This window comes from Saccharopolyspora sp. NPDC050642 (assembly GCF_040654735.1).
In the GTDB taxonomy this organism is placed as follows: Bacteria; Actinomycetota; Actinomycetes; order Mycobacteriales; family Pseudonocardiaceae; genus Saccharopolyspora; species Saccharopolyspora elongata.
Genome location: NZ_JBFAIN010000007.1, coordinates 284,467 through 299,581, shown reverse-complemented (window position 1 = coordinate 299,581; position 15,115 = coordinate 284,467). Strand labels below are relative to the sequence as shown.

Genomic DNA, 15,115 nt, shown 5'->3' with positions numbered 1-15,115 from the left:
ACCCGCGGCGGTGCAAGCGTCGTAGGTGGGCTATGCGCCTGCGGCGCATGCGACACCCATCGACGTGCAGCTTTGCGACCCGCGGCTGCGGGCCGATCAGGATGAAAACGCTCATTCCTTGGCTTCGCAGGGGGCGCAGCGGTGTTTTCAGCTCGTGCGGAGGGTGAGAACCGCGTAGCCGGTGTGCTCTTGGGCGTGTTCGACGATCAGCGGGATTGCCCGCTGCACCTGCTCCGCGATCCGGGCGTCCCGGATGGAGTCCAATGTGGATCGCTGCGCGCGCACCGCGGCGAGCAGCTCCGCGTAGGTCGGCCGGGTGGCTTCGGTGATGTCGAGGACGTCGGTCACCTCGAATCCCGCAGTCCGGATCCGGTCGGTCAGCTCGTCCAGCGGCGGTGGCGGGTTGAACGGGATGCCACCCGGTGGCGCCGACGCCTTCGACACCTCGAAGAAGTCGGCGACGACGAAGCGGCCACCCGGTCGCAGCACGCGCCGCACCTCGGTCAGGGCCCGCGTCAGGTCGGGCATGTGCAGCAGCGATTCCAGCGCCATCGCGGCGTCGAATTCGCCGTCTGTATAAGGCATTTCCATCGCGTTGACGAGCTCGAAGCCGACCTTGCCCGCGAACCCGGCCGTGCGCTCCAGAGCGGTCTCGACCTGCCGTTGGCTGATGGTGATCCCGGTGACCGCGCAACCCGAGGACTGGGCGAGCAGCGTGGCGGGGCGGCCGGTTCCGCAGCCGACGTCGAGCAGCCGTTGCCCGGGCCGCAGCGCGAGGCGGTCGCCGAGGAGGTGGGTCAGCCGGTCCTGGGCCTCGGTGAACGAGCCACCGGCACCGCCGGGCCAGTAGCCGTAGTGGATGCTCTCGCCGAGCCAGGAGGAGAGGAACTTCTCCAGGCCGTCGTAGAACTGCGCGACTTCGTCCTCGGTGAACGCCATCTGATCGGTCAAGCCTTGCCTCCTTCGGGCGGGTCCTGCGGTGCCAACACGGCTCGTTCGGCGGGGGTGAACGGCGGGTCGCCGTTGTTCGGGCGGGCGCCGCCGCGGAGCAAGCCCCGGACTACCCGGGGGATGACCAGCGGAGACGGCACGCCGGAGAGCGTGTGGCCCTGCAACAGTGCGTCGAAGACGGCCGGGTCCTGGGCGGCGACCCGCTGCAAGCGGTCGGTCAGCCGTTTCTGCACGAACAAGGCGCGGCTGGGCCCGCCGCCGACCACGTCCGGGTAGAGCCGGTCCTGGCTGGTCGCCATCGTCCAGGACGCCTGTGCGGCGGCGGCGATCCCGCGCTGGATGCGGCGGCAGCTCCCCGGGCGCAGCCGATGTCGGTGCAGCCCCCGGTGCAGGGCAACGGCTTCGCCGGCCGCCACCGACATGCCGTGCCCGTAGGTCGGGTTCGTCGTCGCCACCGCGTCGCCGATCACCAGGAAGCCGTCCGGCCACCGGCGGAGCCGGTCGAAGCGGCGACGGCGGTTGGCGTTGTTGCGGTAACCGCGGGCGCGGCCGAGCGGTTCGGCTGCGGCGATGAGATCGGTGACGACCCGGTGCGGCAACGCCCGGGCGAACTGCTCGAAACCCGCGTCGTCCACCGGAGGTTCCGCGCCCCTGGTGCCGGAAAGGGTCACCAACCACTGGTCGCCCTCGATGGGGAAGATCACCCCAGCCCGGCCGGGACGACCGTTGCCGGGCTCGGCCTGGATCGAGACGTTGGGGAAGTCCGCGGGTGCACCGGGCGGCACGCGGTAGAGGCGGGTGGCGTAGGCGAGTCCGGGATCGACCAGCTCCTCGCGCACCTCCGGTAGTCCCAGCAGCCGCAGCCACTCCGGGGCCTTCGAACCGCGCCCGGTCGCGTCGACGACGAGGTCCGCTTCGAGCAGCCGCGGCTGCCCGGACGCCCGGTCCCGCACCAGCACCCCGGTCACCCGCGCACCGTCGCCGCACAGCCGCAACGCGGTGGTGTCCTCCTCCACCCGGATCCGGCCGTCGCCGAGCACCCGCTTGCGGACGACCCAGTCCAGCAGGGCCCTGCTGCAGGACAGCGCGAAGCGCATCTCGCGGAACCGCGGCATCCAGCCCTGCGCGGTCAGCGACACCACGTCGCGGGGCAGCCCGAGCCGGCGCGCGCCGTGCCCGAGCAGCTCGTCGACGACGCCGGGCAGCAGCGCGTCCAGCCGCCGGACCCCGCCGGTCAGCAGCAGATGCCCGTGCTGCGCCTGCGGAACGCCCTTGCGGACGACCGGACCGTCGGGGTACCGGTCGCGCTCGACCACGACGACCGAATCCAGGTGCCGGGCGAGCACGGACGCCGCCAGCACACCCGCCAGGCCACCGCCCAGCACCACTGCTCGTCCGTTCACGCCCAAGCCGGGGTCCTTCCCGCTCGCGGATCTGGCAGTCCGAGCTGGTGCATGCGGTCCAGCACGGTGAACGGGCGGATGCCCAGCCCGGCCATGTTGTAGGTCGCCACGTAGCGCAATCGGCTGTTCCGGCTGGTGTGGCGCAGCATCCGGCGGCCGATCACCTTGCCCGCCCACGACGTGTCGGTGATCATCCGGGTCGCATCGTGGCTCATCCTGTCGATGTGGCGGACCCAACCGGCGCGTGTCTTCTGGTAGCTCGCCAACGCCGCGTCCACCGCGGACTTCTGCAGCGGGCCGTCGCCGACCAGCCCGGCCAGGGCGTGCGCGTCGGCTATGGCGGTGTTCATGCCCTGCGCGGCCATCGGGTGCACGGCGTGCGCCGACTCGCCGACCATGGCCAGTCCGGGCACCGACATCCTGGATGCCGTGAACCGCCACAGCTTCAGCAACTGCCGGGTGTCGAGACTTGCCCGCAACGAATCGAGCAGCGGCCGAAGCGACGGCGCATCGGCCGCCAGCCCGCCGCACCACGCCGTCAGCTCGTCCTTCTTGATGCCGCGCAGCTCGTCCGCACCCACCTGCACGTAGAGCCGAATCCGGTTGCCGGGCAACGGGTAGAGCAGCCGCAGCCCGCGGTCGGTGAGGTAGGCGGACACCTCGCTGGGCAGCTCCGGTCCGCCGGAGAGCTCGAAGGACGCCAACCGGTGGGCGTATTCGACGGGGTGGGTGGTGATCCCGGCCAGCTTGCGCAGCCGGGAGGACAGGCCGTCGGCGGCGACGACCAGCGGTGCGCGCACCTCGTAGGTCCGGTCGCCTTCGCCGACCACGACCCCGTCCGTCCGCCCGCTCGCATCCCGGCTCAGGTCCTTGACCAGCGCACCGCGCCGCCACTCGACCTCGTCGGCGAGGCCGTCCGCGAGCACGCCGAGAATTTCCGAGTAGTCGTGGCTGAGCAGGTGGTGGCCTCGACCGGCGAGCGCGGCGTAGTCGAAGACCATCACCTCGCGGCCGTCGGCTTCGCGGATCACCAGCCGGTCCAACTGCACCGCGCCGCGGTCCCGCAACTCGGACAGCACGCCCCATTCCCGCAGGATGCGGATCGAACTCGGTTGCAGCACTTCGCCTTTGGCGATCGCCACCGGCTGCCGCTGCTTCTCCAACAACAGCACCCGCAGGCCCCGCGCGCCGAGCGCGTGCGCGGCCGCCAGGCCGCCGACACCGGCCCCGGCGACCACGACGTCGTAGGTCGCGGACGACTCAGCCATTGCCCACCTCCCGATACGCCGCGAGCGCACCGATCGCCAACCCCTGCGCGATCAGAGGATCCGAGTAGTGCACGTAGTCCCGGATGTAGATGCAGGTCTGGCCCGGCTCCCACCGGCCGTCCGGCTGCTGGGCGGCGACCAGCCACTCGGCGCCGCGCCGCGCCGCTTCGTGCTCGCCGCAGGCCACCAGCGCGCGGGTCGCGTGCCCGGTCTCGTCCGGGGTGCCGTCCTGATCACCGCGCCCGGTGCTCCACGAACCGTCGTCGAGCTGCGCGGCCAGCAGCCAGTCCCGGGCCTTGGTCGCGACCGGATGCCCGCGCATGCCGAGCTTGGTCAGCGCGTGCACCACGGCGGCGGTGGCGGGCACGCCGCCGCGATGCCACCTGGCCTCGAACGACCCGTCAGGCGCCTGGTGCCGCTCGAGCCAGCGCAGGGCGCGGCGGATCGGCGGGTCCGAAGTGGCGACACCGACGCGGTGCAGGATCTCGATCGCCAGCGCGGTGATGAACGGGCACGGACCGTCCAGCGGCACCAGGGTGTTTCGCACGAAAGTGCTCCACGAGCCACGCTTGTCCTGCTGCGCGATCAGCCACGCGATGCCGCGCCGCATGATCCGCTCGGTGTCCGGATCGAGTTCTACGTCGGCCACCAGGAGCCGCAGCACCAGAACGGTTTCCAGTGCGTTCGGCCAGCCCTTGCGGCCGGTCCAGGCCCACGCGCCCGCCGGGCTCGCGTACACCTCGGACGGTTCGAGCTGCTGGCACCCGGCCAGCCAACTGCGGGCCCGGAGCAGCCGCGGATCGGCGGAGTGGCCCGCCAGCGCCAGCCCGTGGACGCTGAAGGCCATGCCGGTGACTTCCACCCGTTCGGCCTCGACGCCGTGGACCAGGTGCCAGGAACCGCCGGGCTGCGCCGTCATCCGCAGGTACTCCACCGAACGCCGGGCCAGCTCCGGGGCGGCGCCGGCCCGGGTCAGCGCCGTGCACACCAGGCCGGTGAGCCATGGATCGCCGCCATAGGAACCGACCCCGCCTTCCTGCTGGTCGAACGCCTCCAGCAGTCGTGCCGCGACCGGTCGGGCGAGCCGGTCGATGGCCCGGGCCAGCGGATTGTGCTTGCGCTGCCGGGATTGCATGAACGACAGGGCCAGGAACGGCGGGGTCAGGTAGGACAGCAGCCGCCTGTGCAGCGCGGCGGGCAGGAGGACCAGCTCGACCGGAACCCGTCGCAGCCGGTTCGCGTCCTGCAGGCCGGCGATGGACAGCACCAGGCCGCACAGCTGTCCCATCATCGGGTCGTCGAGTCCCGCCACGCCGCCCCGGCGGTCGATCCAGCCGCGTGCGCGGGAGACGCTGTCCGCGCCGTCCGAACCCGCCGCCAGGTGCAACGCCGCCGTGGCCATCGCGGTCGCGACGAAGTCGCTGGGGAAGCCTTCGAGGGTGCCCCAGCCGCCGTCGGGGTTCTGCACCCGCAGCAGCCACGCGACGCCGCCGGCGATCAGGTCCGCCGACCGATCGGCGTCGGCGAAGTGCAGGGCCAGGACCGCGCCGGCGGCACCGGAGACCGCAGCGCGGCGCGGATTCGACCAGGAGCCGATGCACGCCGCGCCGAGCAGGACCTGTTCGGCGGTGTGGATCGCCTGTTCCACCCGGTCCGTTGTGGACAGTTCTCGGGTCACCGCGTCCGTCCGATCAGCGTGTTCGCCAGTGCCTCGAAGGACTTTCGGACGGTGTCGGGCATGTCCAGCGAGTCCAGGCACTCGCCAACCCCGGTGAGGTGCCTCGACGCCTCCTGCTCGGCGAACTTCCGGCCGCCGGCCTCTTCGACGAGCTCGGCGGCCAGCCGGAGCCCGGCGTCGTCGCGCAGGCCCTCGGTGAGCAGCGGCGCCAGCCGCGCTCTGGCGGGCGTGTCGGTGGCCAGCGCGGCGATGACCGGCAAGGTCTTCTTGCCCTCGCGCAGGTCTCCGAAGACCGGCTTCCCGGTGACCGCCGGATCACCCCAGATGCCCAGCACGTCGTCGGTGCATTGGAAGGCCAAGCCGAGGTGGCGGCCGAGGACGTCGAAGGTCCGCACGGCGCTGGGCGGAGCCTCGGCGAGTTGCGCGCCGCCCGCGGCGGCGAAGGCCAGCAACGCGCCGGTCTTCGCCTCGGCCATCGCCTGGTACTCGTCGAGCATCACCGCCTGCGGGCCCGACCAGGGGCGCCCGGCGAACTCGATGTCCTGCACCTGCCCGATCACGATCTCGCGCATCGCCACCGCGAGCCGCTCCGCGACCGCCGCCGCGTTCGGCCGGCCGGTGCCGAGCAGGAACTCGAACGCCGCGGCGTGCAGCGCGTCGCCGATCAGGATCGCCGCCGGCACGCCGTGGGCCTTCCACACCGAAGGCCGGCCGCGCCGCTGCTCGTCGCTGTCGATGATGTCGTCGTGGATCAGGCTGAAGTTGTGCACCAGCTCGGCGGCGGCCGCGGCCGGCAGCGCGGCCGAAGGTGGGGCGCCGACGGCCTCGGCGGCGAGGATCGCCATGGTCGGCCGGATCGCCTTGCCCGCGGTGTAGGGCTCGTCGGTCTGCCAGCCGAAGTGGTAGCACCCGATCGCGGCCAGCGACGGGTCCAGCGCTTCGACGATGTTGCGCAGCAGCGGTTCGGTGAGTCCGCGTGCCCGGTTGGTCGCGCTCGCGATCAGGTCGTGATCGGCGGTGACCGGAGACGTCGTCATGGTCGACCTCGCTCCTCGTGGTTGGGCAGGTTCGGGTGGGGGCGGCTCACCCAGCTGGACTCGGCGCGCCGGCGCGGTTGGTCTGCGCGGCGCGGACCAGCCAGGTGCCGAAGATCAGGAAGGTCGCGCCGACCACCGCCAGCCACGGTTGCCACAGCCGTCCACCGTGGACACCCAGGTCCACGAGGAGGCCGACGATGATCGACGAGGAGGTCAGCGGCATGTGCATCGACGCCCAGAACGTCACCGCGTTGGCCCGCCGCGGCTCGGCGAGCGCACCCGTGGCCAGCTGCCGGGTCACCCAGATCGGCACCGGAGCGGTGGCCAGCATCAACAGCCCCGCCGACACCGGGATCACGCCGGTGACCAGCAGCAGCGCGATCGCCGCGTACCCGACGAGCTGGCCGACCGCGAACAGCCGGACCAGCCCGGCCGCGCCGAGCAGCACCGCGAGGGTGCGCTTGCCGGTGGCCCGGTCCCCTTCGATGTCGGAGAGGTTCATGATGGCCATCCGCAGGAACTGGAACACGAACAGCACGCCGACGTAGCCCAGCCCGGCGGTGTCGATCGTCCCGGCCTGCACGACGCACGCCAGCAGCGGTCCCAGCCCGTACAGCACCAGCGCGCAGCTGACCTCGCCCAGGCCGTGGTAGTTCAGCCGCAGCGGGGGAGCGGTGTAGAGCCAGGCCAGCGCGATGATCGCCGTCGCCACCAGCCGGGTCTCCAGGCTCGGCAGCAGCGCAAGCAGCAGCACCCCGACGAACAGCAGCACGAACGCTGCGCCGAGGCTCACCTCGGGCCGCAGGTGTCCGCCGACCAGGATCCGGCTGCCGCCGGTCCAGGACGTGGGTGCGGCGTTGGCGCGGTCGGCCTCCAGGTCGAAGTACTCGTTGCAGTAGTGCGTCATCAGGTGCGTGCACCACGCGAACAGCAGGGTCACCAGGTACCAGCCGAGGCTCGCCTGGTGGCCGCTGTGAACGGCGATCGTGACGCCGGCGGCGACCACCAGCATGCTCTGGAAGAGGAACTTCGGGCGCCCCAGGCGCACGAACGCCAGCAGCGGACGCGGCGCGGTCTCAAGTGGGTTCGATGTCATCGGGTACGGGCCCTCCCGCCGAGGCCGATCAGAGGTTTCCGCGCCGGGCCTGCTCGCGCTCGACCGCCTCGAACAGGGCCTTGAAGTTGCCCTTGCCGAATCCCTGCGAGCCGTGGCGTTCGATCAGTTCGAAGAACAGCGTCGGCCGGTCCTGCACCGGCGCGGTGAAGATCTGCAGCAGGTAGCCGTCCTCGTCGCGGTCCGCGAGGATCTTGAGCTCCCGCAGTTCGTCCAGCCGCACCCGGGTTTCCCCGACCCACTCGTCCAACGTGTCGTAGTAGGCATCCGGCGTGTCCAGGAACTGCACCCCGGCCGCGCGCATCCGGCGCACCGCCGCGGTGATGTCGTCGGTGGCCAGCGCGATGTGCTGCACCCCGGGGCCGCCGTTGAACTCCAGGAACTCCTCGATCTGCGACTTCTTCTCGCCGACGGCCGGCTCGTTGATGGGGAACTTGACCTTGTGCTCCCCGTCGGCGACCACCTTCGACATCAGCGCCGAGTACTCGGTGGCGATGTCGTCGCCGACGAACTCCTTCATGTTCGTGAAGCCCATCACCCGCCGGTAGAACTCCACCCACTCGTTCATCCGGCCGAGCTCGACGTTCCCGACCACGTGGTCGATCTCGTGGAAGGCGCCCTCAGCGGCACCGGTCGATTCCCGCGCCTCGAAGCCCGGCAGGAACACCGCGTCGTCGGTCCGCTCGACGAGCGTGTGCCGGACGTCGCCGAAGGTCCCGATCGCCGCGAGCCGCACACCGTCGGCGCCTTCAGCGTCGTGCGGCGCCTCCAGCCCGGTCGCACCGCGCAGCACTGCGTTCTCGTACGCGCGGTCCACATCGGCGACCCGCAGCGCGATGTCGATGACGCCGTCGCCGTGGACCGCCAGGTGGCGATCGATCTCGGTGCCCGCACGCGCCGCGCCGGTGAGCAGGAACCGGGTTCGCCCGGCGACCATGAGGTACTCGGCCCGATCGCGATACCCGGTTTCCGGTCCCCGGTACGCGGCGCAGCGCATGCCGAAGGCCGTCGCGTAGAAGTGGGCGGCCTGCTTGGCGTTCCCCACGACGAATCGGAGGTGGTCGATGCCCAGGACCGGGAACGAATCGAGTGCCCCGGGCGCCGTGGCGTTGGCGTCGAGGGCAGTGCTTTCGAGTAAGTCCTCGGAAGGCAACATGTTTGGCGAAGTCCCCTTTCCGGCCGTCGGTCGGGTCAGCGGCAGGAAGCCTCTACTACCGGAACAGGGCTCGACAATCCTTTCACCGCAGCGTGAAAGGTATCCGCGGAAACCGTATCCAATATCACATAACACTGGCTCCGTGCGTGCGAAGCTCTCACGCGGTCCGCGAATACGCGCTCCCGGCGTCGTGCCCGACCACAATGGACGTGTTAACTCCGCGTTTCGCGCCGGCTGGCCAGGATTTGGAACGGCCTTGAGCGAAACGTCGCGGTCGGCGTGTGGTCAGTGTCTCTTGTGGACCACTCTGGTGGCCAAGGGGTCGCAGGTTTGAATCCTGTCGGACCGGCCGTGGAAAAGCCCGCTGACATGGCACGAAAGTGCAGGTCAGACGCGAGGCGACGCGAGTTCGAGCGGCGCGGAATACGAGGACGGGACCTACACCGTGAAAGGTGTCTATGGCGGCGCACCGTCCTACATGACCATCACAGTCACGCTCAACGACGACACGATCAACGACGTCACCGTCGAGCCGATGCCGGAGAACAACGAGACCTCCCGGGGCTACCAGGAGCGTTTCGCCGCGGCCGTACCGGACGAAGTGGTCGGGAAGAGCCTGGACGAGGTGGAGGTCGGCAAGCTCGCCGGTGCCAGCGGTTAGGCGGACGGGTTCAACGCCGCCATCGCGCAGATTCGTGAACAGGCGCGGATCGCCGAGTAGCGTCGAGAGCATCCCGTGCTCCTGGCCGGTGACCGGCCCGACGGGACAAGTGTTCAGCCCGCAGTGCCTACCGTGCGCCGATCTGCTGCTCCCAGAAGCGCACGGCATCGTCCACCCAGCCCTCGGCGACGGTGCCCGAACCGGGATCGGCTGTCCGGCGTAATCGCCCTGGCCCCGGTGCTGCATCCCGGGCCCGTCTTTCGTCGCCGCCCAGTGCGTCCGCATGGCCGTCGGCCGATCCGGGCAGGTGCGACGGTCGGTTGGCCGTACGGACGGGGCAAGAAGGATGGATGTTCGGGCAGAGTTCCGTGCCGCGAATGGCTTTCGTCCTGGTGCGCGTGAAAACTTCACCGTCAGTTGCGGTCGCCGGGCAGTGCGGGCCTGCGCATCCGTCAAGCCGTGGGGGAGTCGAAGCCAGTGCTGCTGCGTCATCGACATCGGCACCGATCATTCCCAGTCGGCGCAACGGTTGGTGCGGCGCTCCCGCTTCGCCCAAGAAAGAGCGATGACGGCCGATGAGAACGCGTCGAACGTCTCGATTCGGCTGGAGCGCAACTGGATGATGGTCAACGGGAGGATTCTGGTGAAGAAGTTCGCAATCGGCGCCGTTCTCGGGCTCAGCGTGCTGGCGGCCACCGCAACGCCCGCAGCAGCGGAAGGTTGGACCTACACGGGGCATTGGTACTACACCGCGGCCCAGTGCGAGAAGGCCTGGGAAGACATGACCGGAGGGGGCCCGAACCTGCCGCACGAGTGCCGGCACAACAACGGCGTGTACGAGTTGTGGGCGTACAGCCTGTGACCCGGCAGTGATCGTGCGATTCGGAGAGGCCCTCTTCGACGACGAATCGAGGGACTCGCCGAATGCCGTCCCCGTTGCTCGCGCCGACCGCGCTGAGCGGACACCCTCGGGGCCCGGCAGCGCCGTCGGCGAGAGCGCCGAAGGGGGAGTGCTCCTGTACTGCGCCTGACCAGACGCCACTGTGGACGGTCGGCGCTGATCTCGATGACAGCACAACTGATCTGCGGATTTCTTCTTGCGGGAACTGGGTTCCGGGACCGCCGTTGGTATCGAGGGGATTACGGTTGGCTGGAACTCTGAACCGCCACCGGGTGGGCCGCATCTGAACGACTGCCGTACCGACAGCTGGAACCGACTCCTCCGGCGCGTCGGACGGCACCCGGCACTGCACCCCAAGAGGAGAAACACCGACCATGACCTACGCCCCCACCACCGCGCCCGCGCACGTGCACGCGCCGAAGCGACCGGTGACGCTGCTCATCCTGCAGATCTTCGCCGGACTGTCCGGGCTGCTGCCGATCGTCGCCGGGATCCTGAACTTCGCCGGCGGCCGCCAGCTGGCCGAGGACGAGCTGGTCAACAACATCGACCGCATCGAGCCCGGCCTGTTGGACGACGCGGGCCTCAGCGAGGACGCGTTCGTCGAGCTGATGCGCAGCACCGGCCAGTGGGACGGCTTCGTCGCCGAATTCCAGGGCGCCATGGCCACCTGGGCGAGCATCGAGATCGGCTTTGGCATCCTGGTGCTGGTGTGGACGATCTTCGCCCGTACGATCTGGGCCCGGGTGCTGCTCACCGTGTTCTCGGTGCTCGCCTTCATCGTCCACTTCGCCGCCATCGGCACTTCGGCCATGGGATCGGACACGGTCGGCGGGATGCTCATGGCCGCTTGGCCCTGCTGCCTGCTGGCGCTCGTGTTCTGCTGGCTCCCGCCGATCAACCGCTACGCCAAGGCGGTGAAGCCGGCTCGCTGACCGCGGCCGCGGACTGCGGAGATCGAGGCCCGTCGGGAAACCGGCGGGCCTCGCCGCCCAACGACCGGTGACCGGCGCGAACACCCTGTTCTTGCCGAGTTGCCGCTCCAGCGCCGTGATCTGATGGCGTGGAACAGCAGAAGGCCGAACTCGCCGCGTTCCGCGTCCGAGCCATCTCGCGGCTGACAGCTCAGCACGAGGAGATCACCCGGCTGCGCTCTGCGCTGGCCTGCCGAGTCGCCGTCGCCTGCGATGTCGGCGGCGATCGCTTCCAGCCGGAGGCCGTCACGGACGGCTTCGGCCAGGTAGGGCTCGTCCTCCACGATCAGCACCCGCACACCTGGAGCCCACACCGCCAGCGCTGCCAACGGCAGTGCGACCACCGTGATGACCGCTATGCCGGTGAACGTGCTGACCCAGAGCCACCCCTTGAGCACGTTTCCTCCGCTTCCGTCCGATCGCGATCTCTTCGATTTCCCGACAGCGGTCAGCGCTGGACCAGCCGAAGGCCGCGCGTCAGCCGCCGCCTGGTGGGTCGATCGTCACGCCGGTGATGGCCTTGATCTCCTGCAGGCAGATGTCTTGAATCGGCACTTCGTCGTAGTTGCTGAGGACGACGCCGACCCAACCGGTGTCCGGGTAGATGTTCCAGTTGACGCTGCTGCCGCCGGTGCCGCCGCCGCGCCCGATCACCCACTGGTCGCCGATGATGGAGACCGGCATCGTGTACGCCTCGTACGACGTGGGGCCGTGGCCGGGGAGCTTGGGGCCGGCGAACAAGTCGGCGTGCGGTCGGTCCAGCACCGTGCCGTCGCGCAGCGCGTTCGCGAACCGAACCAGGTCCGGCGCGGTGGCGAAGCCGTCGCCCGAGGCGTAGCCGATGAAGCCACGGCCCGGGTTCCGGGTGCCCTTGTCCAGATTGCGGACGGCGTCCACCCGGCTACCGTCCGCCTGGAGCATGTACGAGCGCGCGATGTGCTCGTCGGTGAGCCACTGCTGCCTGGTGTAGAAGGCCGAGCCGGTCATGCCGCAGCGCCCGAAGACGTGCTGGTGCACGTAGTCCCAGAACGTCGTGCCGGTCACGGCCTCCACGATCTGCGCGGCGATGGCAAGGCTGGCGCCGCCGCCGGGTCGGTGGCCGTTGTCGCCCGAGCCGGGGACGGCCACCAGCTCCGCCTGCCGGGTCCACTGCTGGTGGTACTCGTGCACCTCCTCCTTGCTGTGGAAGACGCGTTGCCAGTCCGGCATCGGGGCGTCCAGCCCGGAGAGGGGGGTGAGCAGGTGGTGGATGGTCACCTGCTCGGCGATCTCTCCGGCGAAGCCCGTCAGGTGGGTGCCCACCGTGTCCGACAGCGCCACCTTGCCCTGCTGCACCAACTGCAGGATGGCCACCGACAAGAACGGCTGGCTCCCCGAGGAGAGATTGACCGCGACGCCCTCGTGATTGCGGATCCCCTTCTCCTTGTCGGCCATGCCGTAGCTGCGCGACAGCACCGTCCGGCCCCGGTACGACAGCAGCACCACGCCGGAGAACTTGTCCGCCGCGGCCAGTTCCGCCACGTACCGGTCGTAGGCCCCGCCGGGCTGGGTGTCCGGCGGGATCCGGTCGCGCCATGACGGCTCCGGCGCGGCGGAGGCGGTGCCGACGTGTCCGGCGCCCATCAGCGGCGCGCCGGCCGCCACGCCAGCGGCCGCCAACCCGCCCCACCCGAGCAGCCGCCGCCGGTCGACACCACGTGCGGAATCCGAGTCCACGATCACGGTCCTTTCCCGATCGACGAACCGACCCATGCGCCACCCATGTACGGATGCGCTGTGGTCCATGCCTTCACTGAAGACGCACGACTGTTGCGTTGGCGTATGCGATTTTCGATACGCCCGCGATACACTCGATCTTGATGCACGAATCCTGCGGGCCCGGAAAGTCATCGCCGCAGGTTGAGCGATATATCAGGATTCGTTGATGATGCCGCCGAGGACTCGCGTAGCCGCGGTCGCGCAGTCCTTTTAGGACTTCGGGAGTCTTCTCGGCAGAGCGCGATATCGACTGTCGCGGTGATGTCCGGCGAGGCCGGGTTCTGGTAGGTGGCGCGGGTGCTCCTCCATCCGTGCGAGGAGCACCACGCCGATGCCGGCAAGGAGCTGATGAGTCGTCCCGGTGGCCGCGTTTCGGGTGGTCGCCGAATCACGACAGGTCTGGCTGCCGTCGTGCGACGAGCCCATGCTGATGCCGCCCCGCCAACAGCGCCGCGTGCGAACTGGCCAGCAGAGCTGCTGCGAAGATGGGCACGCCAGCGCGGAGCGGGCCGTCGATGAGCCCGACGAGTCCGAGCCCCGGCCGAACGCAGCGGCAGCACGAAGCTCTTCCAGTCCGCACGGCCGTTCACCTCTCGTCGGGGAACGTGTAACGGATTCGTGATGGCCCCGATAGCTCTGACGTCCGATCGCCTCCGCCGCGCGGACGTTTCTGCCAACTGGAGAGGGGTCCGATGCAGGAGCCGATGCGCGCACCGATGTCATTGCCGGACGGGGTGGGGTCGGCCGGATTCGTCCGGGCTCCGCGGTTGAACGCGACGGCGCCCCCAGCCCACCCGCTCCCCGCACTTCCCGCGATGGTGTGGGAACGGCGATACCGACTCGCTGTGATCGCCAGCGACGCCATCGCAACAGCGATCACTTCGGCAGCCGGGGCGGTCTGGGTGGCAGTGCTGGACATCGCGGTGCTGCCGCCGCCGGTGTTGGCGTTGCTCACCGCGGTGGCCGTGTTGTGGGCCCTGGTCGGTTCCTGGAACGTCAGGGTCCTGGGGCAAGGGCACGAGGAGTACCGGCGCCTGGGGCGAGGGATCTTCTCCGCTGGCGTCGTCCTGGCGGTCGCGGGGCTTGTGGTACCGCCGTTGGACGTGCGGCCGTGGGTTTTCGGTGTCCTACCCGCGCTTGCGCTTCTGGTGCTCGCGCAGCGGTACGTGCTGCGCCGCTACTTGCACAGCGCCCGCAGCGACGGCAGGTGCCTGCTACCGGTGATCGCGGCGGGCAGTACGCGCACGCTGCGCGACCTCATCGCCCGCACCCGCCAGCAGCCGCATGTCGGATGGCAGATCCAAGCGCTGTGCCTTCGTCCCGAGGCCGGCGAGGGACTGATCTGCGAGGTGGACGGCGTTCCGGTGATCGGTGATGTCGACGAGCTCGCAGAGAACGTCCGGCGCGGCGGGTACCGGGTGGTCGCCATCACCGCCGATTCCTACTGGACGCCACGTCGCCTGCAGGAACTGGCGTGGAAGATCGAGGACACCTCAGCCGAGATGGTCGTCGCCCCGGTGCTGATGGAGATCGCCGGTCCCCGGCTGCACGTGTCGTCGGTGCTGGGGATGCCGATGCTGAAGGTGAGCGAACCCTCCTTCACCGGTGGTCGCCGAGTCGTGAAGGCTCTCGCCGACCGGGTGAGCGCGCTGCTCCTGCTGGGCCTGATCGGGCCGGCGATGCTGGCGATCGCCCTCGCCGTCAAGTTGTCCGATGGTGGACCGGTGATCTACCGGCAGCGCCGGACCGGGCGAGGCGGCACGACGTTCACGATGCTGAAGTTCCGCACGATGGTGGTGGGCGCGGACGCGATGCGAACCGCGTTGCGCCCGGCCAACGATGCGGAAGGGCCGTTGTTCAAACTGCGCCGCGATCCGCGGGTGACCAAGGTCGGTGGACTGCTGCGCCGGTACTCGCTCGACGAGCTGCCGCAGCTGTTCAACGTCCTCGCCGGGCACATGTCGCTGGTCGGTCCGAGGCCGCCACTGCCGGAGGAGACCGAGACCTACGACTACGAGGTGGGGCGCCGCTTGCTGGTCAAGCCGGGGCTCACCGGGCTCTGGCAGGTCAGCGGTCGCAGCGACCTGTCGTGGGCCGAAAGCGTCCGGCTCGACCTGCGGTACGTGGAGAACTGGTCGCTGGCGATGGACGCCGTGATCCTCTGGAAGACCGTGCGCGCGGTGCTGACCAAGCAGGGCGCGTACTGACGGCCGT

13 protein-coding genes and 1 pseudogene are annotated in these 15,115 nt (G+C 70.0%); 4 read left to right on the top strand and 10 right to left on the bottom strand.

Annotated features, from left to right (window positions below):
* Window positions 1–147: 147 nt before the first annotated feature.
* The 7 genes from AB0H93_RS14715 to hppD are packed head-to-tail and all read right to left on the bottom strand — an operon-like array spanning window position 148 to window position 8,607.
* On the bottom strand, window positions 148–951 hold the full coding sequence (locus AB0H93_RS14715; RefSeq protein WP_358572411.1) for a methyltransferase domain-containing protein: 804 nt from the start codon (window positions 949–951) through the stop codon (window positions 148–150).
* Entirely contained in the window at window positions 948–2,354 is a 1,407-nt protein-coding gene (locus AB0H93_RS14710; protein WP_358572409.1) for an FAD-dependent oxidoreductase, read from the bottom strand. The genes AB0H93_RS14715 and AB0H93_RS14710 overlap by 4 nt, the downstream gene beginning before the upstream one ends.
* Window positions 2,351–3,622, bottom strand: coding sequence for an NAD(P)/FAD-dependent oxidoreductase (locus tag AB0H93_RS14705; RefSeq protein ID WP_358572407.1), 1,272 nt, complete (start codon window positions 3,620–3,622; stop codon window positions 2,351–2,353). The genes AB0H93_RS14710 and AB0H93_RS14705 overlap by 4 nt, the downstream gene beginning before the upstream one ends.
* A complete protein-coding gene (locus AB0H93_RS14700) occupies window positions 3,615–5,300 on the bottom strand; it encodes a prenyltransferase/squalene oxidase repeat-containing protein (protein ID WP_358572405.1) in 1,686 nt (561 codons plus the stop codon). The genes AB0H93_RS14705 and AB0H93_RS14700 overlap by 8 nt, the downstream gene beginning before the upstream one ends.
* Window positions 5,297–6,337, bottom strand: a complete 1,041-nt coding sequence (locus AB0H93_RS14695) for a polyprenyl synthetase family protein (RefSeq protein WP_358572403.1) — start codon at window positions 6,335–6,337, stop codon at window positions 5,297–5,299. The genes AB0H93_RS14700 and AB0H93_RS14695 overlap by 4 nt, the downstream gene beginning before the upstream one ends.
* A gap of 46 nt (window positions 6,338–6,383) precedes the next feature.
* Window positions 6,384–7,433: a prenyltransferase gene (locus AB0H93_RS14690; RefSeq protein WP_358572401.1), complete on the bottom strand. Its 1,050-nt coding sequence runs from the start codon at window positions 7,431–7,433 to the stop codon at window positions 6,384–6,386.
* A gap of 28 nt (window positions 7,434–7,461) precedes the next feature.
* Window positions 7,462–8,607: a 4-hydroxyphenylpyruvate dioxygenase gene (hppD, locus tag AB0H93_RS14685; RefSeq protein ID WP_358572399.1), complete on the bottom strand. Its 1,146-nt coding sequence runs from the start codon at window positions 8,605–8,607 to the stop codon at window positions 7,462–7,464.
* A gap of 478 nt (window positions 8,608–9,085) precedes the next feature.
* Here hppD and AB0H93_RS14680 point away from each other — a divergent pair, with 478 nt between their 5' ends.
* The gene (locus AB0H93_RS14680) at window positions 9,086–9,268 is read left to right on the top strand and encodes a hypothetical protein (protein WP_358572397.1); all 183 of its coding nucleotides are present in this window, start codon (window positions 9,086–9,088) and stop codon (window positions 9,266–9,268) included.
* 507 nt (window positions 9,269–9,775) lie between these two features.
* Here the strand turns inward: AB0H93_RS14680 and AB0H93_RS14675 are convergent.
* Window positions 9,776–9,898: a hypothetical protein gene (locus tag AB0H93_RS14675; RefSeq protein WP_358572395.1), complete on the bottom strand. Its 123-nt coding sequence runs from the start codon at window positions 9,896–9,898 to the stop codon at window positions 9,776–9,778.
* 13 nt (window positions 9,899–9,911) lie between these two features.
* Here AB0H93_RS14675 and AB0H93_RS14670 point away from each other — a divergent pair, with 13 nt between their 5' ends.
* Window positions 9,912–10,130 carry a hypothetical protein gene (locus AB0H93_RS14670; RefSeq protein WP_093269023.1) on the top strand — a complete coding sequence of 73 codons (219 nt, stop codon included), beginning with the start codon at window positions 9,912–9,914 and terminating at the stop codon, window positions 10,128–10,130.
* 413 nt (window positions 10,131–10,543) lie between these two features.
* Window positions 10,544–11,104 (top strand): hypothetical protein, encoded by a 561-nt coding sequence (locus AB0H93_RS14665; RefSeq protein ID WP_358572392.1) that lies wholly within the window; start codon window positions 10,544–10,546, stop codon window positions 11,102–11,104.
* A gap of 230 nt (window positions 11,105–11,334) precedes the next feature.
* Here the strand turns inward: AB0H93_RS14665 and AB0H93_RS14660 are convergent.
* Window positions 11,335–11,442, bottom strand: a pseudogene (locus AB0H93_RS14660) (response regulator transcription factor); the annotation flags it as partial.
* A 178-nt stretch (window positions 11,443–11,620) separates the two neighbouring features.
* Window positions 11,621–12,859, bottom strand: a complete 1,239-nt coding sequence (locus AB0H93_RS14655; RefSeq protein WP_358572390.1) for a serine hydrolase domain-containing protein — start codon at window positions 12,857–12,859, stop codon at window positions 11,621–11,623.
* Between the two features lie 734 nt (window positions 12,860–13,593).
* On the opposite strand from AB0H93_RS14655, the gene AB0H93_RS14650 reads away from it, so the two are divergent.
* The gene (locus AB0H93_RS14650; protein ID WP_358572387.1) at window positions 13,594–15,108 is read left to right on the top strand and encodes a sugar transferase; all 1,515 of its coding nucleotides are present in this window, start codon (window positions 13,594–13,596) and stop codon (window positions 15,106–15,108) included.
* The last annotated feature ends 7 nt before the right edge of the window (window positions 15,109–15,115 follow it).

Coding starts and splice junctions, on each gene's coding strand:
- hppD (WP_358572399.1), bottom strand. CDS start 8,607: ATGTTGCCTTCCGAGGACTTACTCGAAAGCACTGCCCTCGACGCCAAC.
- AB0H93_RS14695 (WP_358572403.1), bottom strand. CDS start 6,337: ATGACGACGTCTCCGGTCACCGCCGATCACGACCTGATCGCGAGCGCG.
- AB0H93_RS14665 (WP_358572392.1), top strand. CDS start 10,544: ATGACCTACGCCCCCACCACCGCGCCCGCGCACGTGCACGCGCCGAAG.
- AB0H93_RS14680 (WP_358572397.1), top strand. CDS start 9,086: ATGACCATCACAGTCACGCTCAACGACGACACGATCAACGACGTCACC.
- AB0H93_RS14690 (WP_358572401.1), bottom strand. CDS start 7,433: ATGACATCGAACCCACTTGAGACCGCGCCGCGTCCGCTGCTGGCGTTC.
- AB0H93_RS14650 (WP_358572387.1), top strand. CDS start 13,594: ATGCAGGAGCCGATGCGCGCACCGATGTCATTGCCGGACGGGGTGGGG.
- AB0H93_RS14705 (WP_358572407.1), bottom strand. CDS start 3,622: ATGGCTGAGTCGTCCGCGACCTACGACGTCGTGGTCGCCGGGGCCGGT.